This window comes from Embleya sp. NPDC127516, from assembly GCF_044765325.1.
Lineage (GTDB): Bacteria > Actinomycetota > Actinomycetes > Streptomycetales > Streptomycetaceae > Embleya.
The window spans coordinates 88,806-112,680 of sequence record NZ_JBIWJT010000036.1; the positions used below are offsets into that span (position 1 = coordinate 88,806).

17 protein-coding genes are annotated in these 23,875 nt (G+C 71.0%); 8 read left to right on the forward strand and 9 right to left on the reverse strand.

The features are described 5' to 3' along the window. Positions 1-19: 19 nt before the first annotated feature. Positions 20-499, forward strand: coding sequence for a hypothetical protein (locus ACIRL2_RS43020; protein ID WP_402239945.1), 480 nt, complete (start codon positions 20-22; stop codon positions 497-499). 52 nt (positions 500-551) lie between these two features. On the opposite strand, the gene ACIRL2_RS43025 is transcribed toward ACIRL2_RS43020, so the two are convergent. Beyond that, positions 552-1,343 carry an ATP-grasp domain-containing protein gene (locus tag ACIRL2_RS43025; protein ID WP_402239948.1) on the reverse strand — a complete coding sequence of 264 codons (792 nt, stop codon included), beginning with the start codon at positions 1,341-1,343 and terminating at the stop codon, positions 552-554. Positions 1,344-1,524: 181 nt separating this feature from the next. On the opposite strand from ACIRL2_RS43025, the gene ACIRL2_RS43030 reads away from it, so the two are divergent. After that, complete coding sequence (locus tag ACIRL2_RS43030) at positions 1,525-2,529, forward strand: hypothetical protein (RefSeq protein ID WP_402239951.1); 1,005 nt, start codon at positions 1,525-1,527, stop codon at positions 2,527-2,529. A gap of 85 nt (positions 2,530-2,614) precedes the next feature. Beyond that, positions 2,615-3,334 (forward strand): M50 family metallopeptidase, encoded by a 720-nt coding sequence (locus tag ACIRL2_RS43035; protein WP_395869023.1) that lies wholly within the window; start codon positions 2,615-2,617, stop codon positions 3,332-3,334. A gap of 96 nt (positions 3,335-3,430) precedes the next feature. Here the strand turns inward: ACIRL2_RS43035 and ACIRL2_RS43040 are convergent, their stop codons facing one another. The 4 genes from ACIRL2_RS43040 to ACIRL2_RS43055 form a co-directional block, all read right to left on the reverse strand. Further along, a complete protein-coding gene (locus ACIRL2_RS43040) occupies positions 3,431-3,865 on the reverse strand; it encodes an SRPBCC family protein (protein ID WP_395869025.1) in 435 nt (144 codons plus the stop codon). A gap of 102 nt (positions 3,866-3,967) precedes the next feature. After that, positions 3,968-5,920, reverse strand: a complete 1,953-nt coding sequence (locus ACIRL2_RS43045; RefSeq protein ID WP_402239955.1) for a TerD family protein — start codon at positions 5,918-5,920, stop codon at positions 3,968-3,970. Positions 5,921-6,039: 119 nt separating this feature from the next. Then, positions 6,040-7,638, reverse strand: a complete 1,599-nt coding sequence (locus ACIRL2_RS43050; protein WP_402239958.1) for an alpha/beta hydrolase — start codon at positions 7,636-7,638, stop codon at positions 6,040-6,042. A 38-nt stretch (positions 7,639-7,676) separates the two neighbouring features. Next, positions 7,677-8,789, reverse strand: a complete 1,113-nt coding sequence (locus ACIRL2_RS43055; protein ID WP_395869031.1) for an LLM class flavin-dependent oxidoreductase — start codon at positions 8,787-8,789, stop codon at positions 7,677-7,679. A 119-nt stretch (positions 8,790-8,908) separates the two neighbouring features. Here ACIRL2_RS43055 and ACIRL2_RS43060 point away from each other — a divergent pair, with 119 nt between their 5' ends. Together ACIRL2_RS43060 and ACIRL2_RS43065 are read left to right on the forward strand one after the other, a co-directional pair. Then, positions 8,909-9,802: an IclR family transcriptional regulator gene (locus tag ACIRL2_RS43060; RefSeq protein WP_395869034.1), complete on the forward strand. Its 894-nt coding sequence runs from the start codon at positions 8,909-8,911 to the stop codon at positions 9,800-9,802. Positions 9,803-10,014: 212 nt separating this feature from the next. Then, positions 10,015-11,334: an ammonium transporter gene (locus tag ACIRL2_RS43065; RefSeq protein WP_395869036.1), complete on the forward strand. Its 1,320-nt coding sequence runs from the start codon at positions 10,015-10,017 to the stop codon at positions 11,332-11,334. 88 nt (positions 11,335-11,422) lie between these two features. On the opposite strand, the gene ACIRL2_RS43070 is transcribed toward ACIRL2_RS43065, so the two are convergent. Both ACIRL2_RS43070 and ACIRL2_RS43075 read right to left on the reverse strand, forming a co-directional pair. After that, entirely contained in the window at positions 11,423-11,809 is a 387-nt protein-coding gene (locus ACIRL2_RS43070; protein ID WP_395869038.1) for a hypothetical protein, read from the reverse strand. 33 nt (positions 11,810-11,842) lie between these two features. Beyond that, positions 11,843-14,356 carry a DEAD/DEAH box helicase gene (locus ACIRL2_RS43075; protein WP_395869040.1) on the reverse strand — a complete coding sequence of 838 codons (2,514 nt, stop codon included), beginning with the start codon at positions 14,354-14,356 and terminating at the stop codon, positions 11,843-11,845. A gap of 167 nt (positions 14,357-14,523) precedes the next feature. On the opposite strand from ACIRL2_RS43075, the gene ACIRL2_RS43080 reads away from it, so the two are divergent. Then, complete coding sequence (locus ACIRL2_RS43080) at positions 14,524-15,051, forward strand: hypothetical protein (protein ID WP_395869042.1); 528 nt, start codon at positions 14,524-14,526, stop codon at positions 15,049-15,051. Between the two features lie 259 nt (positions 15,052-15,310). Here ACIRL2_RS43080 and ACIRL2_RS43085 read toward each other — a convergent pair whose 3' ends face one another. Continuing rightward, a complete protein-coding gene (locus ACIRL2_RS43085; protein ID WP_402239964.1) occupies positions 15,311-16,510 on the reverse strand; it encodes a CaiB/BaiF CoA transferase family protein in 1,200 nt (399 codons plus the stop codon). A 175-nt stretch (positions 16,511-16,685) separates the two neighbouring features. Here ACIRL2_RS43085 and ACIRL2_RS43090 point away from each other — a divergent pair, with 175 nt between their 5' ends. Next, positions 16,686-17,843 carry a hypothetical protein gene (locus ACIRL2_RS43090; protein WP_395869046.1) on the forward strand — a complete coding sequence of 386 codons (1,158 nt, stop codon included), beginning with the start codon at positions 16,686-16,688 and terminating at the stop codon, positions 17,841-17,843. Between the two features lie 110 nt (positions 17,844-17,953). Beyond that, entirely contained in the window at positions 17,954-19,183 is a 1,230-nt protein-coding gene (locus ACIRL2_RS43095; RefSeq protein ID WP_395869048.1) for a styrene monooxygenase/indole monooxygenase family protein, read from the forward strand. Between the two features lie 59 nt (positions 19,184-19,242). Here ACIRL2_RS43095 and ACIRL2_RS43100 read toward each other — a convergent pair whose 3' ends face one another. Further along, positions 19,243-23,229, reverse strand: coding sequence for a discoidin domain-containing protein (locus ACIRL2_RS43100; RefSeq protein ID WP_402239966.1), 3,987 nt, complete (start codon positions 23,227-23,229; stop codon positions 19,243-19,245). Positions 23,230-23,875 lie beyond the last annotated feature (646 nt).

Consider the following 23,875-nt stretch of genomic DNA (forward strand, 5'->3'; position numbering starts at 1 on the left):
GCAGGAGCAAGATGCCGGCGTGAACCAGGCAGGGATCGCGTGGATCAGCGCCGCCACCCGCGATCCGCGCGAAACGCGGTACACGTGGCTGACCAACCCGGGTGCACGGCGCGCCGCGGACACCGGTCGTCTGTTCGACGCCGTGGTGATGCGGGTCGACCTCGGCGCCGCCGTGCTCGACCTGCTCACGGCCGCCGCCGAACCCGTCGGGGCGGTAATCGCCGAGGAACACGCGGGCAAGTGGGCCTATCTGGTCGGCCCCGGCAGCGCCGAGGCCTGGCTCGCCGCCGTCGGCCCCGCCGTCGGCCCGGCCGACGGCACCCGATACCACTACGTCGGCCACGGCGGCTGCCTCACCCTGCCCGGCCCGCGTCCCTACCCCGGCTCGTCGATGATCTGGATCGTGCGCCCGGGCCTGAGCACCAACCTGACCTGCGTCCCGACCTTGGCCGCCGCCTACCTCCACGCCGAATCCCACCGCCCCGGCCCCACGCCCTGAGCCGCCCCGGCACCCGAGGCCATGGCCCGTCGAAGCCGGAAACGGGCGCGAACTACGTGTGGGTGAGCGGGGACGGGCGGACGAAAGGGGTGTCGGTCGGGCGTAGCGAGGCGCGCGGACCGGCGGCGGTTCGGATCGCGTCGAGGCAGCGGGGTGGGTCCGCGGCGTAGATGTTGCTGAACCAGGCCATGTTGGCCTCGACCACCACCCAGTACTCCTCGGCCGTGTCGGCGGTGCCGGCCAGGCCGACGTCCACCACGACCGCGCCGGGTAGGTCGGCGGCGGTGTGGGCGAGCATCTCGGCGGCGAAGGCCAGGAGTTCGCCGGCCCGCGGATCCTCGGTGAGCGGCAGCGGGTCGAGTCGGCCGAAGCGCGCGTAGCGCGAGCCGGTGTGTACGACGCCGTCCAACACGAACAGCCGGTATTCGGCGACGAATGTCCGGATCTCACTGACCAGGACCGGGGTTTCGCCGGGAACGGCGGGCGGCAGTCGGGTGCCGTCGGCGTACACGGCCGCCTCGAACGACTTGTCGCTCGGCGGCTTGACGAAAGCCGGCACGCGCAGCCGCCGCGCCTCGGCCATGGTCGTCCGCGTGATCGCCCGCCGGGTCCAGCGCTCGTCCAGCGTGGTCAGCCAGTGGTCGGCCGGCTCCAGCAAAGCTATGTCCAGCGACTCGGCCACCGTGTCGGCGAACCGGGGTCCGCCGTAGTAGACCGCCGATCCGCGCAGGTCGGGCCGCGGACCGTCGAGCACGGCGACCGCCATGCCGCGCTCGACGGCGGCGCGGGCCAACAGGTCTGCGGTCGTGGTGGCTTGCGCGGACAGGGCCAGGGTCTCGATCACGATCGCACGTTAGGGCGTGTAGCCCGGCGCGGCGACCGGGTTTCGGATAGGAATTGCATGAGGGCTCGGTCAGGGGGACGGTGTGTGGAACGCGATCGTGGATGTGGCCGATGTGTGTCACTCCGAAGGGCTTCATCCGATCGGCGCGAAGGGGCCTTTTGCGGCCCGGCTCGACGCGGTCGTGAGCGCGTGGCGGGCCCGGCACGGTGCCGGCGTCCGGGTCGAACTCGTGCTGGCCAAGGCGCTGTTGCCGGCTCTGGACGCGGCCGACCGCAGCGAATTGTCGCGCCGCGCGGCCCGGGGCGAGGTGAGCGTGCGTGCGGTCGCGGACACGTTCCTGCTCGAACGCGCCGAGGCCGAGGGGCTGCACGTGCTCAGCGGGGACCTCTTCCTCGACTTCCGTGCTCGGCATCCGTGGGTCCGGTCGCACCCGGAACGTTTCCATCACTGGCACCAGGACGAGCACGGCGTGCACTTCGTCCCGCGCGGCATCGACCCCGAGCCGCTCCGACCGCTCGCGCCGGAGGAAGACGTCGAAGGGCTCGACGGGTCCGCGCGGCCGCACCCGGGCCCGGAGATCCTGAACACCCGGTGGCGGTGCATCGAACCGCGCTGTCCGTACGCGCGCACGTGGACGGGCCTGATCCCGGTGTGGCCGCGCGTGGACGTCGGCGCGCGGGCGCTCTGCCCGGAGTGCGCGAGTGTGCTCGCGGCCCAGGGCCCCCGGCGGGCGACCCGACAGGTGGAGTTGGCCGACCACGCCACCGGCGAGTCGATCGAACGCCTGCCGCTGGAGTTGGGCATCAATCTGGTCCTGGGCCGGGGCCGGATCGCGAACGGCTACAACCTGGGCACCCGGCAGCGCCGATTCGGCGAGGCGGTGCGCTACGTCAGCCGGCAGCACCTACTGCTGCGCTTCGCGACCGGACGCGCCGGTGAGCGGGTGCTCGCGGTCGACCTGGGTTCGGCCAACGGCACCGAGATCGAGCGCTGGAACGGAGCCGGCCACGAACCCGGTCGGCCGTTGGTCGTCGACGTGGAGGAGATGCTCGCCCCGCGCGACCGGCTCGTGCTCGGCGGCGGTGTGCGCGTCGAGGTCGGCGCGCACGACTTCGACCCGAAGGCCGCGCCGCGCCACGTCGAGCACACCGAGCACGTGGCGCGGCGGGCCGTACCGCGGGGATGAGCCGGGGGCGGGCGCGAACCGCAGGGCTCGGCGGGCGGTAGCGTTCGAGGCGGGGCGGGGGCGGACGTGAGACGAGAGGGGTGGCGTGAGCAGCGTCGACACGGTGTCGTTGCAGGACCTGTGGGACCGGGTGGTCGGAACCCAACCGGATCCGCCGAGTTGGCTCGCGCTCGTGACCGGGGCGGTCGCGGTCGTGGTGGTGCTGTACCGCCCGACCTGGCGACCGCTGCGCTCGGTCGTGACGATCGCGCACGAAGGCGGGCACGCGATGGTCGCGCTGCTCAGCGGGCGCCGATTGTCCGGCATCCGACTGCACTCGGACACCTCCGGGGTGACCGTGTCGGTGGGCAAGCCGACGGGCCTGGGCATGATCTTCACCGCGATGGCCGGCTACATCACGCCGTCCATCCTGGGCGCGGGTGGTGCGGCGCTGCTCGCGGGCGCGCACATCACCATGGTGTTGTGGGTGGCGCTGGTGCTGCTCGCGCTGATGTTCATCGCGATACGCAACTGGTTCGGCGCGCTGGTGCTGCTGACCACCGGCGGGGTGATCTTCGCGATCTCCTGGCTGGCCAGTGCGCGGATCCAGGCGGCGTTCGCGTACCTGCTGGTGTGGTTCCTGCTGGTGTCCGGGGTGCGGCCGGTCTTCGAGCTTCAGCAAATGCGCGGTCGTGGCCGCGCGCCGTGGTCGGACGCGGATCAGCTCGCCGACCTGACCAAGATCCCCGGGACGGTGTGGGTCGGCTTCTTCGGCCTGGTCTCGGCCGCGGCCCTGGGCATCGGCGCGGGCTCGCTGCTCACCTGAGCGCTGCCGCACACCAAAACGATCGGCCCGACGCCGGCCGGCTCCACCTCGCGGTGGGGCCGGCCGGCGTCGTCCCACGTCTCGTGGAACCCGCGATCAGAGCGCGTCGGGCAGCTTCGCGAGCACGCCGTCGTAGATCCGCTTGAGCCCGGCGGGCGCGAAGGTCTTCTCGAAGAAGCCCCCGATGCCGCCCGCCCCGTTCCACACCGTGACGACCTCGACCCGGCTGCCCGCGCCCGCCGGCGACACGGTCCACGTGGTGACCATCGACGAGTTGGCGTCGGTCTCCACCAGCGTCAGGGGGGCCGGCTCGGTGACCGTCACCAGGCAGTCTCGCGACCGCTTGCTCGTGGCCTGCAGCCGCCAGTGCGCCACCGTGCCGGCGCCCTTGCCGCCCTCGCGCACGTCGTACTCCGAGAAGTGCTCGGTGAGCAGCTTGGGCCGCACGTCCGCGTAATCGGCGACGGCCGCGAAAACCGTTTCCGGTTTCGCCGCCACAGTCGTCTGTGCGGTTGCCCTGACCTGCGCCATGACCACTCCTTGCCCTCGATTGCTGTCGGCCGGGTCAAGCAAACCACTCCGCCGCCCGGGTACCGAATCGCACTCCCCCCAGCGGCCGGTCGGCAACGGGTCTCAGGCGATCTCCACGCCGAACGAGCCGGCCAGTGCGGCGAGGTCGAACTCGTAGCCCTGGCCCTCCGTACGGAACTTCCAGCCGGCGCCGTGGCGGTAGAACGTGCCCAGCAGCAACACCCGTTCGACGGTGGCGGCGTCGAGCACCGAGCGGACGAACGAGGTGGCCTGGAACGGCGCCACGTCGATCTCGATCGGCCCGACCGCCGCGAATGTGCTCGCTCCGTCGACCGAGGCCGCGATGACGACGCGACGTACGTCACGTGGCAGCGCATCCAGTTCGAGCGTGACCGTCTGCTCGGCCGGGCCGGACGCGTCGAGGGCGACCGTCTCCGACGGGGTGGCCGGTTGGTTCCAGAACACGAAATCGGCGTCGCCGCGTACCCGTTCGTGCTCGTCGAGCAGAAAGGCCACGATGTCGATGTCCTCGTCCGGGCGCTCCCAGGCCCAGGACGCGTTCAGCGTCCACCGGCCCGGGTCGGCGCCGCCGGGCAGTTGCACGGTGCCGCCGCGCGGGAGGTTGTCGCCCCTACCGGCCGGGCCGGCCCCGGGCTCGGCTCGGGGGCCGGACTCGGGCGCGTCGGCGAGTGAGGCGTGCCATTGCGCCTCGGTCAGGCACACCGCGCCGAACGCCCGCGCCCGGGCGATCCGGGGATCGGTCGCCGCGCCGGGCAGCACCACCACGGTGTCCACGGTCGAGGTGAGGTTGATCCGGAGCCGAGCGCCGGAGTCGAGGACGAGTTGGCGCACCCGGCCGCCCTCGCCGTGCTCGTCCCGGCCCTGGAGGACCAGGACCTGACGCACCGTCGGGCGAATGGGGACGCGCGGCGGAGCGACCGGGGCCGCGCCCGACGGGGGCGCACTCGGCGCCTCGGCCGGGACGGGCGCCTGGATCGCACCGGCCGCGCCGGCCACGGATGCCGGCCCGCGATCCGTCTCGGGCTCCGGGTCGGGCTCCGTACGGGGCGCCGGAAGCACCGCCGGCGCGACCACCGGCGCCGCCGTCGGGCGGGCCACCGCCGTGCCCGGCGACACCCGCGCCAACAAGCGCTCGAACGTGGCCTCGTCGATCACCGGTGTACCCAGTTGCGCGGCCTTGCGGTTCTTGCCGCTGCCGCTGCCCGCGTCGTCGGTCACCAGCACCGAGGTCTTCCCGCTGACCGAGGTCGCCACGTACAGACCGGCCTCAGTCGCCCGCCGCTCCGACTCCTCGCGCGATCGGCCGCCCCCGCCGGTGAACGCCACCCGCATGCCCTGGATCAGCCCCACCCCGAGGTCGAGCCGGCCCGGATTCGTCCACGGGCAGGGCGCCTTGGCCGACACCGACCGCTCGGGACGGCGCGTGCGGGCGGCGGCGGCGCGGCGCAGCCCGGAGCCGGCGTCCGGCACGGTCAGCGGCAGCGGCAGGCCGGCGCCCGCCGCTTCGTGCAGGCTGTACCGGAAGATCTCGCCGAGCACCCGGGCGTCGTCCACCGCGTCGTGCGCGCGCAGTTGCCGCACCCGGTAGTGCGCCGCGAGGGTGGCCAGTCGGTAGTCGCCGATCGGCAGTTCCAGGTGCCGGGCCAGCGCCATCGTGCACAACCGCCGCCGCATCGGCCACGGCGTGTCCAGACGGCCGAACTCCGCGGTCAACATGCCCCAGTCGAACGGCGCGTTGTGCGCGACCAGGACTCGTCCGGCGAGGTACTCGGCCAGGTCGTCGGCGATCCGGTCGAACGTGGGCGCGCCCGCGAGCCGTTCCGGGGTCAGGCCGTGGATGTGCACCGGTCCGGGATCGCGTCGCGGGTCCACCAGCGTCGACCAGCGGTCGGTCACCGTACCGGCTCGGTCGAGTAACTCCACGGCGACCGAGACGATGCGATCCGAACTTCGCAGCCCGGTGGTCTCGACGTCGACGACCGCGTAGTCGCCGGGGTAGTCGGCGGGCCAGGGAACCAGGGATGTGACTGTCACTCACGGACCGTACAACGCGCCGGTGGAACGTGCCGGGCAGAGCGCGCAATCCGGGGCGCGGTGTGCGAGCCCGCTCGACATCGTGCGGCACCGACGGTTTCGACGGATGTCCGCCCGGGTCACGTGCAGCGTGTACCGGCCGCCGGCAGTTCGCCCTTGATCAGGTAGGTCTCCACCGCGGTGTCCACGCACGTGTTCCCGCGGTTGTAGGAGCCGTGCCCGTTGGCCTCGCGGGTGAGCAGGACCGCGCCGGGCAGTTGCGGAATGAGCGCCTGGGCCTGCTCGTACGGCGTCGCCGGGTCGCCCGTGGAACCGACGATCAGCACCGGCGGCGCGGTCGGCGCGCTGATCGGGCGGGCCCGATCGGCGCCGGCCGGTCGGCACTGCGCGGCGAAGGACCAGGCCACGCCGGGTCCGGTGATCGGCAGCGGGTCGGCCAGTTCCTTGGCCAGCGCGTCGGCCTCGGCGATGGTCAACTGCCGTCCGTCGGCACAGTTGATCGTCACATTGGCCGCGGCGTGGTCGCGCGGGTAGGAGCCGTCCTCCTCGCGGCCCAGCCAGTAGTCGGTGGCCGAGGCGGCCCGGCGCGCGTCGTCGCCCAGGTAGATCGCCAGGGTCGCGCGCAGGTCCTTCCAGGCCTGTTCGCTGTAGACCGCCTGGGAGATCGCGTTGACGGCCTCACCCTCGCCGATGGTGCGACCGCCCGCGGCCTTGAAGGGCTTCTCGCCCAGCTTGTGCAGCCGGTCGGCGAGGGTGCGCACCGCTTCGTCGACCGTGCCGTCGAACGGGCAGTCCGACTGCTTCAGGCAGTCGGCCAGGAAGGCCCGGAAGGTCTGTTCGAAGCCGCGGGCCTGGCTGCGCGCGGCCGCGACCCGGTCCAGTGCAGGGTTCATCGGCGCGTCCAGCACCATCCGGCCGCTGTGGCCCGGGAACGTCTCCAGGTACACGGCGCCGAGGAAGGTGCCGTAGGAGTAGCCGAAGTAGTTGAGCTTGTCCTCGCCCAGCGCACCGCGCAGGACGTCGAGGTCGCCCACCACCTCCCGGGTGCCCAGGTGCGCGAGCAGCTTGCCGCCGCGCGCGGTGCAGCCGTCGGCGAACTCCGCGTAGAACGCCGAGATCGAGGCCAGTTCGGCCGCGTCGTCCGGGGTCGGGTCGAGGCCGCGCAGCCGGTCGATGCCGGCGTTGTCGACGCAGGTGACCGGGTTGCTGTCACCGGTGCCGCGCGGGTCGATGCCGACCACGTCGTAGCGTTCGGCGAGCGCCGGGCGTTGCCCGAACCCGGCCACCATGCGCAGCACGCCCGATCCCGGGCCGCCGGGGTCGACGGCCAGCACGCCCAGCCGCTCCCCCGTGGCCTTCTTGCGGTACGCCTGCACCTCGATCGCCTCGGCCGCCGGATTCGCGTAGTCCAGCGGCACCCGCAACTTCGCGCACTCCAGCAGGCTTTCGTCCGCCTTGGTGGCCTTGTCGTCGGCGCACTTCGCCCAGGCCAGCTTCCGGCCGTAGAACTCCTTGAGCGCCGGGTCGTCCGCACCGATCGGCTTGGCCGTCGGGGTGCTCGCGGTGGCGGTACCGGTGGGCGAAGGCGCGGCGGTGGGCCGCCGCTCGGTCTTCGACTCGGCTCCGCCGCCGGAGCCGCCGCACCCGGCGGCCAGCACGAGGGCGAGGCCGACGGGAGCGATGCGTCGCAGGCGCGACGCGTATATGGAGGTGGTCACGGCGCCAAGGATTATCAGTAACCGACCGACTGTGCCCACTATTTGTTTGGCTGATACTTCTCCAGTTCCGGAATGACCTCTTTGCCGAGGATTTCGATCGTCCGCAGGATGTCCTGGTGTTCCAGGAAGCCCCACTGGACGTAGCAGATCAGTTCGTCCACCCCCAGGTCCGCGTAGCGCTTCATCTTGCGTACGCAGGTCTCCACGTCACCGATCACGATCATGTCCGCCGCGTCGAAGGTCTCCACCGGGACGTTGCCCTCGAACATCGGCTTGAGCAGCGGGAAGGTCTTGTCCTGCTCGGCCGGGGACAGGTGCGGCAGTTCCCATTCGAGGGTGAACATGGCCAGGTTCTTGTACCACCACGCGACCGAGTCCCAGACCCGCCGGTCGACCTGCTTGCTCCCGGTGGTGTGCACCAGCGTGTAGGCCGCGACCTTGTTCGTGGTCACGTCGGTGAGCGGGGTCGGGTTCGCCGCCGCCGCGCGGTAGGCGGCGACCTGGGCGGCCATCGTCTCCAACGGCTGCATGATCGAGAAGGACAACATGCCCAGCCCGTTGCGACCGGCGATCTCCGCCGAACCCTGCGAGGTGGCTGCCATCCAGCACGGTGGGTGCGGGTCCTGGAACGGCTTGGGGGTGACCATCCGGCGCGGGAAGGAGAACCGCTCCGACTCGTACTCGAAGTACTCCTCGCGCCACATGCCGGTGACGATCTCGATCGCCTCGCGCCAGTCGTCCCGGGACTTGGCGATGTCCACGCCGAACGCGGTCTGCTCCATCGGGGTGGAGCGGCCGGTGCCCCACTCGACCCGGCCGCCGGACAGGATGTCCACGGTCGCGACCTTCTCCGCGATCCGCTGCGGCGGGGTGAAGCCGAACGGGGTCAGCGTGACGCCGAAGCCCATCCGGATCCGCTCGGTGATCCCGGCCAGGTGGCCCAGGAAGACCTCCGAGGCGGGCATGTGCGAGCGGCCCTCGCGAAAGTGGTGCTCGACCGCCCAGACGGTGTGGAACCCGACCCGGTCGGCCAGCCGGATCTGCTCGATCGCCTCGCGATACGCGCGCTGCTCCTCGCGCCGCTGGCCGTAGGGGTGTTCACCGTGCCACGGGCGCGGCACGTCCACTTCGTAGAGCACGTCGAGCTTCATCGGAGCACCCCATTTTCGATATGCTGAAAAATGTTTTCGAATCCCGTATTCCGTGGTCCCGAGTGTGACCCGCCCAGGTACCGGCCACAAGGTGCCCGCCGGGTCGGAAAGTCGCCGTCATGGTCCGTCCCGCCCTCGCCGCCGGTCGCGCGGTGGAGATCCTGAACTTCTTCGCCGCCCACCCGGGCGACGCCTACACGCTGTCCGAGCTGCACTCCGCCCTGGGCATCAACCTCGCGTCCGCCCTGTCGGTGCTTCAGGCCCTGGAGGACGCCGGCTACCTGGTCCGGCATCCGCGCCGCAAGACCTACGAGCTGGGCCCGGCCCTGGTCGCGCTCGGCGACGCGGCGCTGCGCGGCAATCGGGCGGTGGACCTGGCCCGGGCCGAGATGCGCGGGCTGGCCGACGAGTTCGCCACCGAGCTGATCGCCAGCGTCGCGGTGGGTGACGAGATCGTCATCCTGGCCGTGGAGGGCCGGCCGCAGTTGGCCTCGGCCGACGTCCGGGTCGGTCAGCGGTTGCGCATGGTGCCGCCGCTCGGCCAGGTCTTCCACGCGTGGTCGGCGCCGGCCGAGGTCGACGCGTGGTTGGACCGGCTGGACGAGCGTGTGCGCGGTACGGCCCGGGTGCATCTGCCGCCCACCCTGGCCGCGGTCCGCGAGCGCGGGTACTCGATCACCCTGGACAGCCCGACCCGGACCCGGATCGGCGGCACGCTGGAGCGTATGGCCGAACATCCGCGCGAGGCCGCGCTGCTGCGTGACCGGTTGGCCGAGTTGGCCGCCGCGCTGGGCGAGGAGGAGTACGAGCTGATCGCGGTGGACCCGGACACCGTCTACGACATCTCGACCCTGGTCGCCCCGGTCTTCGACGCCGCCGGCCGGGTCGCGGTCGCTCTCACCCTGAACGGGCTCAAGGGCGTGACGGGCCGTCAGGTGATGGCCCACGGCGAACGATTGGGCTCGGTCGCGCGGCTGGTGACCCGCCGCTCGGGCGGCCGGGTACCGGAGTAGGCCGGGCGCCGATCGGGCACTCGCCCCGCCGGGCGGGTCGTGTTTCACGTACGTGTCGACCCGCTCACCGCGTGCGCACTCGCTCATCGTCGGGCAATGCGCGCGTAACACGGGGCGGGTTCCTTAACCCGCGCGTAACACCGAGGTATACGCCAGGAAACTCGGCCTGCCCACCCTGACCTGAGACCAGATCAGGCCCACGAGGGAGCCGCATGACCGTCGCGACCGACGCCCTGAACGCCGGAGACACCGCGTGGCTGCTCGTGGCCACCGCGCTCGTGCTGCTGATGACCCCCGCCCTGGCGATCTTCTACGGCGGCATGGTCCGGGCCAAGAGCGTGCTGAACATGCTGATGATGAGCTTCGTGGCGATCGCCGTGGTGACCGTGGTGTGGATCGCCTTCGGCTACGGCCTGGCGTTCGGCGACGATCTGGGCGGCGGACTGCTCGGCGCGCTCGACAAGCCGTTCATGGCCGGCATCAAGCCCACCGACCTGCACGGCACGGTGCCCGAGCTGCTGTTCATGGCCTTCCAGTTGACCTTCGCGATCCTGACCGTGGCACTGATCTCCGGGGCGATCGCGGACCGCACCCGGTTCAAGGCGTGGGTGCTCTTCTGCGCGGTGTGGGTGCTGTGCGTGTACGTACCGCTCGCGCACTGGGTGTGGGGGCCGAACGGGTGGATCGCGCACCGGCTCGGCGCGCTCGACTTCGCGGGCGGCCTGGTGGTCGAGATCAACTGCGGCGCCGCGGGCATGGCGGTGGCCCTGGTGCTCGGCCCCCGGATCGGCTTCAAGCGGGATCCGATGCGACCGCACAACCTGCCGCTCGTGGTGCTCGGCGCGGGTCTGCTGTGGTTCGGCTGGTTCGGCTTCAACGGCGGCTCGGCGCTGGGCGCGAACGGCCTGGCCGCACAGGCACTGGTGAACACGCAGGCGGCCGGGTGCACCGCGCTGATCGGCTGGCTCGCGGTGGAGAAGCGCCGGGACGGACACGCCACCACGCTCGGCGCCGCCTCCGGCGCGGTCGCCGGCCTGGTCGCGATCACCCCGGCCTGCGGCGTGGTGGACCTGCCCGGCGCACTGGTGATCGGCCTGGCGGCGGGTGTCCTGTGCAGCTTCGCGGTGGGCTGGAAGCACCGCTTCGGCTACGACGACTCGCTCGACGTGGTCGGCGTGCACTACGTCGGCGGCGTGGTCGGCACGCTGCTGATCGGCCTGTTCGCGGCCAAGGACGTCACCGGCGGCCCGGAGGGCCTGCTGCACGGCGGCGGCGCCGCGCTGCTCGGCAAGCAGTTGGTGGCGATCGTGGTGGTCTCCGCGTTCTCCTTCGGCGTCACGTACACGATCGCCAAGGCGATCGACCGCACCATCGGCTTCCGCGCCCACGCCGACCACGAACAACTGGGCCTGGATCTGGCGGTACACGCCGAAACGGCCTACGACCTCACCGCGTTCGCCGGCACCAAACGAACCGGCAGCATGCCCTTCCGCCCCGGCACCCAACCGGCCGAGGGCCTCGACGCGGACTGAGCCGACTCGCCGGTCGGGCTCCTTTCGGCCGCGTCCGCGTACGGCCGGCGCTCAGGAGCGGCCGGGCCGGCGCGTACGGCCGAGGGGGTCAGCGCGATCGGCGGACCAGGATTGCCGCCGTGGCGAGGCCGGCGATCGCGGCGCTCGCCGGCAGGAGCGCTCGGCGGGCGGCGAGCTTTCGGGCGTTGTGGTGGTCGAAGACGGCGCCGCTGGACTGGATCGAGAAGGCGGACCACACCGACTGGGCCGAGAACGCCGATGCCGCCCCCAGGTAGGAGCCGATCGACGCGGCGGAGAGCGCCGAGCCGATCGAGCCGAGGGACAGCGCGGAGCCGACCGAGCCCACCGACAACACCGAACCCACCGACCCGATCGACAACACCGAGCCTTCCGACGCGATCGACAACACCGAGTTGTGCGAGCGCCAGGACAGGATCGAACCGTGTGCGTCGACGGTGGACCGCTTCTTCGTCATGGGCCCAGTCTGCCCCAACGCCGGGCCCCGGGTTCACATCCGGTCGACCGCGACCACCCGCAACACCGCGCGCCCGGTCTCGTCCGACTCGGTCAGGTCCACCTCGGCGGTGATCCCCCAGTCGTGGTCCTGGGCCGGGTCGTCGAACACCTGGCGGACCCGCCACGCGGAGTCCTCCTTGGTGATCTGCATGAGCTTGGGGCCGCGCGCGTCGGGACCGGTGCCGATCGAGTCGTGCTCGTCCCAATAACCCTCCAGCGCGTCCTGCCAGCGCTCCGCGTCCCAGTTGCCGTCGCCCTCCTGCTCGGACAGCTCGCCGAGCTGGAAGTAGCGCCGCAACGCCGCGAGTTCCACCCGACGAAAGAGCGCGTTGCGCACCAGCACCCGAAACGCCCGCTCGTTCGCGGTGACCGGCGTGGTGCGGCCCTCGATGTCGTCGAGTTCCTCCTGGGTCGCGTCCGGATTGGCCAGCTTCTCCCACTCGTCGAGCAGGCTGGAGTCGACCTGGCGGACCAACTCGCCCAGCCACGCGATCAGATCGTGCAGGTCCTCGTTCTTCGCGTCGTCCGGCACGGTCTGGTTGAGCGCCTTGTAGGCGCTCGCCAGGTAGCGCAGCACGATGCCCTCGGTGCGCGCGAGTTCGTACCAGCCGACGTAGTCGCCGAAGGTCATCGCCCGCTCGTACATGTCCCGCACGATCGACTTGGGCGACAGCGGGTGGTCACCGACCCAAGGGTGGCTGCGCATGTAGATCGCGTAGGCGTGTTCGAGCAACTCCTCTAGCGGGCGCGGGTATTGGATGTCGGCGAGGCGCTCCATCCGCTCCTCGTACTCGATCCCGTCCGCCTTCATCTGCCCGACCGCCTCGCCCTTGGCCTTGTTGAGCTGCGCGGCGAGGATCTGGCGCGGATCGTCGAGCGTGGCCTCGACCACCGAGAGCACGTCCAGCGCGTAGGTCGGTGCCTCCGGGTCGAGCAGGTCGAACGCGGCCAGCGCGAAGGTGGACAGCGGCTGGTTGAGCGCGAAGTCGGCTTGGAGGTCCACGGTGAGGCGGACGGTCCGGCCCTCCTCGTCCGCCTCGGCGAGCTTCTCCACCACGCCGCCGTCCAAAAGCGAGCGATAGATCGCGATGGCCTGCCGGATGTGCCGCAACTGTTGGGCGCGCGGCTCGTCGTTGTCGGTGAGCAGGTGCCGCATCGCCTCGAACGCGTTGCCGGGCCGGTTGATCACCGCGAGCAGCATCGCGTGGGTGACCCGGAAGCGCGACGCCAACGGCTCCGGCTCGGCCTCCTGGAGCCTGGTGTAGGTCTCCTCGTTCCAGCCGACGAAGCCCTCGGGGGCCTTCTTGCGGACCACCTTGCGGCGCTTCTTCGGGTCGTCGCCGGCCTTGGCCAGCGCCTTGATGTTCTCGATCTCGTACTCGGGGGCCTGCGCGACCACGTTGCCCACCGTGTCGAAGCCGGCCCGCCCGGCCCGCCCGGCGATCTGGTGGAACTCGCGCGCCCGCAGCCGGCGCACCCGCTGGCCGTCGTACTTGGACAACGCGGTGAACAACACCGTGCGGATCGGCACGTTGACCCCGACGCCCAGCGTGTCCGTACCGCAGATCACCTTGAGCAGACCGGCCTGGGCCAGGCGCTCCACCAGCCGGCGGTACTTGGGCAGCATGCCCGCGTGGTGCACACCGATCCCGTGCCGCACCCACCGCGAGAGCTGCCGGCCGAACTTGGTGGTGAACCGGAAACCGCCGATCACCGACGCGATCTGGTCCTTCTCCGCGCGCGTGCACATGTTGATGCTCATCAGCGACTGGGCCCGCTCGACCGCCGACGCCTGGGTGAAGTGCACGATGTAGATCGGCGCCTCACGCGTGGTCAGCAGCTCCTCGATGGTCTCGTGCAGCGGAGTGACCCGATAGGAGAAGTACAGCGGGACCGGGCGGGTGGCCGACTTGACGATCGCGGTGGTCCGACCGGTGCGCCGCTTGAGGTCGCTCCGGAAGCGGTCCATGTCGCCGAGCGTCGCGGACATCAGCAGGAACTGCGCCTTCGGCAGTTCGATCAGCGGGATCTGCCAGGCCCAGCCCCGATCCGGGTCGCCGTAATAGTGGAACTCGTCCATCACCACGAAGCCGACGTCCGCGTCCGCGCCGTCGCGCAGCGCGATGTTGGCCAGCACCTCGGCGGTACAGCAGATGATCGGCGCGGTCGCGTTGACCGAGGCGTCGCCGGTCATCATGCCGACGTTCTCGGTGCCGAACTGGGCCACCAGGTCGAAGAACTTCTCCGAGACCAGCGCCTTGATCGGCGCGGTGTAGAAGCTGCGCTCCTTGCGGGCCATCGCCGCGAAGTGCCCGCCGGCGGCGACCAGGCTCTTCCCCGAGCCGGTCGGCGTATTCAGGATCACGTTGTTGCCCGAGACCAGCTCGATCAGCGCCTCTTCCTGCGCGGGATACAGGGTGAGGCCGCGCTCTTCCGCGTACGCCGCGAAGGCTTCGTACAGGGCGTCGGGGTCGGCCTCGGCGGGGAGCAGATCGATGAGAGTCACCCGTCTATCCTGCCTGCTCCCGGCCCCGCGCCCGCACGCAACCCGGATACCGCCGATCCCCGCGCGTCGCCGCGGGCGGTCCGGGCGCCGGGCCGCCCGGCTTCCGGTGACGCGTGTCACATCCCTAGGGTCGCGGTGATCATCCGTCACCGGGGACAGGGGTGCTCGTGAGGCCCGCACGACGCATGGGGCAGTTGGGGCGCGTGGCGTTCGCGGGAACCCTGGCGGCCGGCCTGCTCGGCTGCACGACCCACGGCCGGACCGCCGCATCCGACGTCGCACCGACGGTGGAGGCGCTGCCGTACGACCCGAACGGGGACACCGGCGGGATCGGCTGGACGTTACGCCCGGTCGGGAGGACCCCTCCTCAGGCCGGCTACCGCCTGGTCGTCTCGACCGATCCCTACGCCGTCGACACGATCACCCGCGGCGGCGTGGACCCGAACGCCTGGGACAGCGGCCTGGTCCACTCCACCCGACATACGGGCATCCGCCCATCGGGCTTCCGCTACGAACCGGGCGCGACCTACTACTGGACCGTCCGAATCCGCGACACCCACGGCCACGACTCCCCCTGGAGCCCCAAAACCCGGTGGACGGCCCGCCCGACGCCCCAGGACTACGCACCGCAAGCCACCCGCACACCACAACCACCGAACCCCGGGCAACCGAACTCCAGCCCGCCCAGCGCTTGAGAACAAAGCAACGCCGGCCATCCGCACACCACAACCACCGAACCCCGGGACAACCAAACTCCAGCCCGTCCGGCGCTTGAGGACAAAGCAACGCCGGCCATCCGCGCATCGCAGCCGCCGGCCACGAGCCGGCAAAATCAGCCCGTCCGGCGCTTGAGGACAAGGAAGCGCCGGCCACCCCCAACCGCAGCCACCGAGCGGCCGCAAGCCGAACCAGCCCGTCCGGCGTTCGAGGACGACCGGGCCGCAGGCCACTGCCTCAGCAGACGACCCCCGCCGCCCGCAACTCCGCGACGCGCTCCATGCCGAGACCGAGTTCGCCCAGGATCGCGTCGGTGTCGGCCCCGAGCACCGGAGCCGGCGCGCCCAGCCGCCCGGGCGTGCCGCCGAACAGCGCCGGATGCCGCGGCTGCCGCAGCCGCCCCGCGGTCGGGTGCACGTCGTCCTCCAGCAGCCCGATGGCGGCGATGTGCGGGTCGGCCGCGAGGTCGCCGGGGCCCCGGACCACCCCGCACGGCACGTTCTCCGCCTCCAGCCGGGCGATGCCCTCGGCGACGGTGAGTTTGGTCGCGACCTCGTGGCAGCGGGTCACCAGCGCGTGGCCGACCTCGCGGTTGCGCCGACGCTCGGCGATCGTGGCCACGCGCGGGTCGTCGTACCCCTCCACGCCGAACGCGCGACACATGCCGGCGAAGTCCGCGTCCGACGTGGGCGTGGCGATGCCCCACCCGTCCACGAACGCGTACGGACGCACGTCCGCGACGAAGCTGCCCGGCTGGCTGCCGTCGCCGTCGCGCAGCACGTCGTTGCCGGCCGAGTCGACCCACATGAACGAGATCACCGCGTCCAGCATGGACAGTTCGAGGTGCTGGCCGCCGCGCCCGCGCTCGCGGGCGAACAGGGCCGCGGTGAGCGCCTGCGCGGCGGTGAGCGCGGTGACCTTGTCGGCGAGGGCCTGGTTCGAGAACCTCGGACGCCCGCTCTCCGGGTCCTTCTGGTTCTCCGCGATCCCGCCGTACGCCTGGATCACCGTGTCGTAGGCGCCCTTGCCGGCGTAGGGCCCGTGCGCCCCGAAGCCGGAGATCGAGCAGTACACGAGATCGTCCCGCCGCACGTCGGCGTAACCCAGGCCGAGCCGTTCGGCCACGCCGGGCCGCCAGTTCTGCACCACCACGTCGGCCCGGGCGATCAGCGCGCGCACCAGGTCGCGGCCCTCGTCGGTGCGCAGGTCGACGCCGACGCAGCGCTTGCCGCGGTTGCACATCTGGTAAAGCGCGCTGATGCCTCCGGTCGCGGTGCCGATCCAGCGCGAGATGTCGCCGATCCCGGGACGCTCGACCTTGATCACCTCGGCGCCCTGATCGGCGAGCAGGGTCACCGCGTACGGGCCGGTGGCGGCCGTGGACAGGTCCACGACGCGCACGCCGGCGAGTGGTCCGTCGATCGGGACACGTTCCATGCGGCGCTCCCCTGGTGTGTCGCCCACGTGTGTCGCCCACGCGAGAGCTCGCGTGACGGCATGACGAAAACAGGTTCTCTGTCACAGGTCAAGACTCTGGCCTGTTGGCGAGGTCCGGCGGAGAATCCGGCAGCGTCCCGGTGTCCGGGGCGCGACGCAGATCGACGGAGGATTCGTGACCAACCCGATCGGGCCGCTCACCGCGGCCGACGAAGGCTTTCACCACCAGGTCGCCGAGACGTTCGCGACGGTGGCCACGACGGACCCGTCGTGGACCGAGAAGGTCTGCGCGATGGCCGCGGCCCGGGACGGCAGCCTGCAACTGGGCTTCGGACTGGGCAAGTACGCGAACCGCAACGTGATGGACGGTTACGCGGGCGTCTCCCGCGGCGTCGAGCAGCTCACGGTACGCGGCTCACGCCGCTTGGCCCCCGAGCCGCACACCACCACGGTGGGACCGATCCGGTACGAGGTGGTCGAACCGCTCAAGGTGGTGCGCTTCGTGTTGGAGGCGAACGCGGCCCAACCGATCGCGTTCGACTGGACCTTCGAGGCGGTCGTCCCGGCGGTCTGCGAGGACCGCACCCACAACCGCCGCTCCTATCGCACCACCGCCGACCTGGTGCGCTACCACCAGACGGGAGTCGCGTCCGGCTGGGTCGAAGTGGACGGAGAACGCACCGAGATCACCCCTGACACGTGGGTATCCACCCGCGACCACTCGTGGGGCACCCGGTACGACGTGGGCACGCCCGCGACCGACCTGGAGCCGACCGGGATGCCCGCGTCGACATCGTTCCGGATGATCTGGGCGCCGATCCTGATGGAACGTCAGGACGGCAGCCGCTACGCCCTGTTCCTGCACTACCAAATCACCCGGGCACCCGGGTTCGTGCAGAAGCGGGTGATGGGCGGGGTCGAGCACCCGGACGGGCGCGTGGACGCCTGGGCGGACCTGGTACCGAACTTGAGCTACGACCCGGTCAATCGGCGGCTGCGCGGCGGCCGGCTGCACGCGACGATGGCCGACGGGTCGGCCAGGCCGCTGGAGATCGAGGTGGTCTCGGCGACCGGCTTCCACCTCGGCGCGGGCCTGTACTTCGGTCTGGACGGGCGACACCACGGCGAGTGGCGCGGCGAACTGCATGTGGAGGGCGAGCGGATCGCGGACTGCTCGACGCCCGAACAGGCCCGCCGGCTGCACCAGATCCGGGACACGGTGGTGCGGGTCACCGACCCGGTGGGCGGCGGGGTCGGGTGGGGCAACTGTCAACCCATCGTCACGGGCGCGGACCAGGAGTCGGGACTGACGGCGGAGTCCTCGTTCATGTAGGGCTCGTGCGCGGCTCTCCTCCGCGCCGGACTTCTTGATCTGTACTCCGGTGAACACGCAGCGCGAGCCATACGATGCTTCCGACTCGATCAGGGGAAGGGACGTCAGCCATGCGCAGGATCCTCATCGTCGGTGCCGGCCAATCCGGGCTCCAACTCGGCCTGGGGTTGCTGGCCCACGGCTACGACGTGACCGTGATGACCGAGCGGACCCCCGACGAGATCCGCGCGGGGCGGGTGACCTCGACCCAGATCATGATGCCGTCCACGATCGCGCTGGAACAGCCGCACGGCCTGGACCTGTGGGCCGACCTGGTGCCGCCGATACCCCGGGCCGGGTTCACCATTCCCGGCCCGGACGGCACGCCGGTGGTGAACTGGCTGGGCGAGATGGGCGGCGCCCAGTCGGTCGACCAACGGATGAAGATGCCCGCGTGGATGGAGCTGTTCGTGGCGCGCGGCGGCAACCTCGTGGTGCACCCGGTCGCGGTGTCCGACATCGACTGGTACACCCGCAACTACGACCTGGTCGTGGTGGCCGCCGGCAAGGGCGAACTGGTGTCGATGTTCGACCGCGACCATGAGAAGTCCGAATTCACCACGCCGCAACGCCAGTTGGCGGTCGCGTACTTCCACGGCGCGACCCCGCGACCGGAGGTGGGCCACGACGCGCTGCATGTCAACGGGATCCCCGGGGCCGGCGAGATCATCATGTTCCCGGGCCTGACCTTGTCCGGCCCGTGCGACATCATCCTGCTGGAGGCGGTACCGGGCGGTCCGCTCGACGTGTTCCGCGACGTGCGCGACCCGGACACGCACTGGGCACTGATGCTGGACCTGGTCCGGCGGTTCGCGCCGTGGGACCACGACCGGATCAGCCGCGCCGAACTCACCGATCCGATGTGCGTGCTCAGCGGCGGCTTCTCGCCCATCGTGCGCAAGCCGGTCGGCGAACTTCCCTCCGGTGGGCTGGCCTTGGGCATCGGCGACGTACTGGTCACCAACGACCCGCTCAGCGGCCAGGGATCCAACAACGCCGCGCGAGCCGCCGACCTGTACCTCGACGCGATCGTGGCGCACGGCGATCGCCCCTTCGACGCGGCGTGGATGCAATCGCTCTTCGACACGTTCTGGTCCCGCGCGCGCCACGGCGTCAAGTTCTCCACCTCACTGCTCGGCGTCCCCCCGGAGCACGTCCAGATGCTGATGGGCGCCGGCAACACCTGCCCCGCCGTGTGCGACGCGATCATGAGCGCCTTCGACAACCCGGTGGAGTTCGAGGAGTTCTTCTACGACCCGGAGAAGACGAAGGCGTTCCTGACCAAGGTCGGCGCGATCTAGGCCCTGACCGGCCGCGTGGTCGCCGCCCGCCCGGCGGGGCGCGGGCGGCGACCGTCGGGTCAGGGGTTGACGGTGATGGTGAAGGTCGACGTCGTGTTGCGGATGTTCTGCGCGTTGTCGCTCATCCGCAGACCGTTGAAGGTGACCGAGCCGACCGCCGGGCCCTGGCCCGGTTCGGGAAGCTCGTTGGCCCAGATGCCGAAGCCGGACTTGGCGTCGTAGGCGTCGCCGCTGCGGTGTGCGCCGGTGATCGAGATGTTGTCGAAGATGGTGTCCTTGACCGGGAATTGCGGTTGTCCGCCGACATAGTTGGTCTGGAACATGATCCCGCCGTAGGTCGGGTCGACGATGTCCACGTCGCTCACCCGGATGCCCTGGAAGATCTTCGAGGCGGAGAAGACCCAGATCGCCGGGAAGACCTGCCCGTTCCAGAAGTGGCCGCCCGCGCGGACGATGGAGATGGTTCGGAAGTTGGTCGGCTCGGTACCGAAGCCGTTCATCGGATAGCCGAAGTCGAGTGAGCTGATGGTGATGCCGGAGTAGACGAGGGTGTCCGCGATCCGGATGTTGCGGAACGTGTTGGCGTAGCCGCCGTAGACCGCGATGCCGGCCGCACGCCAGGTCAGCATCGCGGTCAGGTTCTCGTACACGTTGTTCTTCTCGTCCGCGCCGCCGGCGTCGATCGCGGAGAACAGCGCGAAGCTGTCGTCCCCGGTCGAGCGGGCCTCGATGTTGTCGAGGTGGTTGTCGGTGCTGCCGTTGGTCATGTTCACGCCGTCGGCGAAGGTGTCCCGGATCCGGCTGTCGCGAATCGTGACGTTGTCGGTGTTGGCGCCCCAGTACAGGCAGACGGTGTGTTCGTTCCAGACGTCGTCGATCAGGATGTTCGACACGTTGGCGAAGTCGAACACCTTGCCCGGCCCGTCGATCCGCGACGTGTAGTTGCCGAAGTAGGCGAAGCCGGTGAACGAGGAGCCGTTCGCGGACGCCTCGGCGCGGAACCCGAGGTCGGTGTTCTCCTGGGTCGTGGGAGCCTCGAACCTGGTGAACCAGGGACCCGCTCCGGTCACCTTGACCGCTTTGCCGTACACCTGGAACTTGCTCGCGGTCGGGTACGTGCCGGGCGGCAGGTAGACGCCGACCAGCGTGCCACCGGGGTCCATCCGGACCCGGTCGAGGGCGTTCTGCACGTCCTGGTGGGTGAAGCCGGCCGGGACGACGTAGGTCGCCGGGTTCGGATTGGCGATCGGCGCGACCTGCTCCAGGTTGACGAAGTCGATGGTGTAGTCGCTGGTGTTGGCCGCGTTCTTCTGGAGTTTGATCCGGCTGCCCTTCGGGACGGTGGTCCCGAGCATGATGTTGGCCTCGTCGTAGATGTGCCGGGGACCGCCGGCACCGGGCGAGTTGCCGGGAGCCGCCTCGTTGCCGTACAGCCAGGCGTACTTCGAGGTGAGCGCGATGGCCTTGAGGAAGATGCCGTCCACGTACACGTCGAGTGTCGCGTCGATGCCGCCGCCGCCCGGGGCGTCCGGGATGGAGAACCGGGTGACCAGGGTGTTGGTGCTCGCACGGGTGGTGAACTCGACCGAACTGCCGGTCGATTCGAGGGTGACCGCCTTGCGACCGGACGCCTCGCCGGCCGGATCGCCGATCACCCGGTTCGGTCCGATCACCGCCGCGCCGCCGGCCAGGAGGCCGTCCTCGGCCTCGTACATGTCATAGGGCAGGTGTGCGCCTCGGCCCACGAACAGCGGCCGGGTACTCGTGTTGTCCGCCTGCTTGACCGGGAGTTCGTTGGCATCGGCGGCGATCACCGTCTTGACGACGTACGTTCCGTCCGCGGCCGGCCAACCGCCCAGCGAGATCGGGGGGCTGCTCGCACCGGGGGCGAGCACGCCGGTGTACGAGCCGGTGAGGGTGCGGACCACGGCGCCAGCGGCGTCGATCAGGGTCAGCGTGACCGGGTGGGCACCGGGCGCGCTCGCGATGGTGCCCTGGTTCTCGAGCGTGACGGTGAAGGCGACCGCGTTGCCGGCGGCCGGGTTGTCCGGGGTCCATTCGACGGCCGAGGCGATCAGGTCGGAACTGGCCACGGGAGTGACCACGAGCGGAGCGGGCGCGCTGTAGGCGTTGTTGGTCTCGTTCTGTTCGATCACCGCGTTGGCCTCGTCGACCCTGGCACTCGGGGCGTAGCTGCCGGCGGGACGGGTGCCGATGGTGGTGGACACCGTGGTGGTGGCACCGGCGGCGAGCGCGCCCACCTGGGCGGTGCCGGCCGGGGTGTCACCGAGTCGGAAGTTCACGGCGGTGGCGCCGGCCGCGACCGGACCGATGTTCTTCACCGTCGCGGACAGCGTGATCGCGTCGGTCTCCACCGGTGCGACGGGGCTCGCGGTCAGCGCGGTGACGGTCAGGTCGGGGTTGGGCGCGGGCACGCCGATCACCTGGAACTCCGCGACCTGACCGCCCGGCGCACCGGAGTTGGTGGTGATCCGCAGGCGCAGGTCGGCGACCCGGCCGGTGACCGGGATGCTCACGGTGTTGCCGCCGGCGCCCGGCGCGAAGGCGCGGACGGCCGCCGGGGCCAAGGTGGTGAAGCCGGCGGCGCTTTGTTCCCGACCGAGCACCTCGATGGTCTGGGTGCGTGGGCCCCATACCGGATCCGGATCGAGTCGGACCACCACGGCTTGGACATCCGCGTTCGAACCCAGCGCCACGGTCAGCGTGTTCGGGTAGGTGTTGCCCTCCCAGTAGGTGCTCACGCTGTCGTCGTTGGCGTTCGTGGCGACGAAGTTCTGCGTCGTGGAGGACGCGGTGATCGGCTTGCCGACGGCCAGGTTCGTGCCGGTGCCGCCGCCGGACCCGATACGGGTCACCTGGTTGCTGTTCGGCGAACTGTTGCCGGCGGCGTCCCGGGCGACCACGTGATAGGTCACCGTCGCGGTGTCCGGCAGGCTGTCGGTGTATTCGAGCGTGCCGGCGGCGACGGTGCTGCGCAGCACGCCGTCGGCGTACACGTCGTAGCCGGTGACCCCGACGTTGTCGGTCGCGGCGGCCCAGGTGAGCCGGATCCGGCCGGTGGCCGGCTGGGTGTAGGCCAGTGCGGTCGGCGCCGTGGGTGCCTGGGTGTCGCCCGTGGTCGGGCCGTAGACCTCGAACTCGGCCACCTGGGCGGCCGGCCATCCGGTGTTGGCGATCACCTCGACCCGCAGGTAGCGGGTGGTCACCGTGTCGAACGCGAGCGTGACGGTGTTGCCGCTCGCCGGGTCGAAGACCCGACCGGCCGAGGCGAGGATGTCGGTGAAGGTCGTCCCGTCGGTGCTGCCCTGGAGGGAGAGGGTCTGGGTCCGGCGCTCCCACCCGGCGGGCAGCTTGAGCACCACCTTGTTCACCCCGACCGAGGCGCCGAGATCGGCCCGGATCCATTGCGGCAGCGCGTTGTTGGCGCTCTCCCAGTAGCTCGCCTGATCGCCGTCGCCGGCCTTGGCCGCCGTATATGGCGCGTTGGCGCTGCTCGCGGTCAGGGTCCCGGCGCGGGCGAGGTTGGTCGTCGAGTCGGCCGCGGTCTCGACGCCGAGTTCGGCGAGCTGCGCGGCGGGCGCCTTGCTGTTGCCGGTGACGTCGAGCCGGACGAATCTGGCCTGGGTGGCCGGGAAGCGGATCCGGACGGTGTTTGCCGAGGCGGGCTCGAAGCTGTAGGTCGCCCGGCCGACGATGGTCTTGAAGCTCGTGCCGTCCTCGCTGCCCTGCACTGCCAGCGTCTGACTGCGCGCGGCCCAGCCCTGGGGCAGCTTGAGTACGACGCCGTCGATGCTCGTGCTGCGGCCTCGATCGACCTGGACGGCCTGGGGGAACTTCGAGCCGGTGCCCTGCCAGTAGGTGTCCTGGTCGCCGTCGGCGACGGCTGCGACATCGGTGCTCGCGACCCGGGCCCGGTCGCCCGACCCGGCGGACGTCGCGGCGCCGGCGGGCCCGACGGCGACGGCGAGCGCGAGCAGACCGGTCGCCAGTGTGGCGCCGGCGGATTTCGGGATGGGTGGCCTCATCGCATTCCTCTGTTCGGTTCTCTCGCGGGGGACGTGCACGGGAGGTACGGGAGGAGCCGCGCGTGGTCGGAGAGCGGGCCGGTGCGTGCCGGGGCAGGCCGAAGGCCGGGTCGGCATGTGGTCGACCGGATCGCGGTGCCGGTGAAGCCGGTCCCGCCGGCGGTGGGGAACGCCGCCGGGAAACCGGCGCGTTCGGGTCACGGATCGAAATTTGCGGCTCTAGGCCGCAAGTTCCCAACAATCTGTGAACTTTTTGCAGTGCGCGAAATCAGAGTTACAGACGCGTTACGGACCCGTCAACGCTCCGATCCCGGCCGAGCGCACCCGGGACACGACCCCGCGCGATCGACCGCCACGCGCTGTCGACGCTTGCGTGCCACGACCCCCGAGACCGCGCTGGCCGGCGGCCCGAAACGAGCCACGCCACCCCTCCGGCGCGCAAACAGCCCGCAAAATTGCGCCCAAATTACGTTCCACTTCCGCCCCCACCCAGACACCCCGCCCCCGCCCACCCCCAGGCGCGTCAGCGCCCCCGACCCACCCCCACCCCAGTGATCGACGCGCGAAGCGCGGAGAGCGGCGGAGCCGCAGGTGTGGACGGTGTGGCCCGGAGCGAAGCGGAGGGACACACCGTCCCGAGCGAGGC

What these genes read in the sequence shown, in the direction of transcription:
- ACIRL2_RS43040 (WP_395869025.1), bottom strand. Translation starts at nt 3,865, where the DNA reads ATGGCGCAGGTCAGGGCAACCGCACAGACGACTGTGGCGGCGAAACCG.
- ACIRL2_RS43055 (WP_395869031.1), bottom strand. Translation starts at nt 8,789, where the DNA reads ATGAAGCTCGACGTGCTCTACGAAGTGGACGTGCCGCGCCCGTGGCAC.
- ACIRL2_RS43060 (WP_395869034.1), top strand. Translation starts at nt 8,909, where the DNA reads ATGGTCCGTCCCGCCCTCGCCGCCGGTCGCGCGGTGGAGATCCTGAAC.
- ACIRL2_RS43065 (WP_395869036.1), top strand. Translation starts at nt 10,015, where the DNA reads ATGACCGTCGCGACCGACGCCCTGAACGCCGGAGACACCGCGTGGCTG.
- ACIRL2_RS43070 (WP_395869038.1), bottom strand. Translation starts at nt 11,809, where the DNA reads ATGACGAAGAAGCGGTCCACCGTCGACGCACACGGTTCGATCCTGTCC.
- ACIRL2_RS43085 (WP_402239964.1), bottom strand. Translation starts at nt 16,510, where the DNA reads ATGGAACGTGTCCCGATCGACGGACCACTCGCCGGCGTGCGCGTCGTG.
- ACIRL2_RS43095 (WP_395869048.1), top strand. Translation starts at nt 17,954, where the DNA reads ATGCGCAGGATCCTCATCGTCGGTGCCGGCCAATCCGGGCTCCAACTC.
- ACIRL2_RS43100 (WP_402239966.1), bottom strand. Translation starts at nt 23,229, where the DNA reads ATGAGGCCACCCATCCCGAAATCCGCCGGCGCCACACTGGCGACCGGT.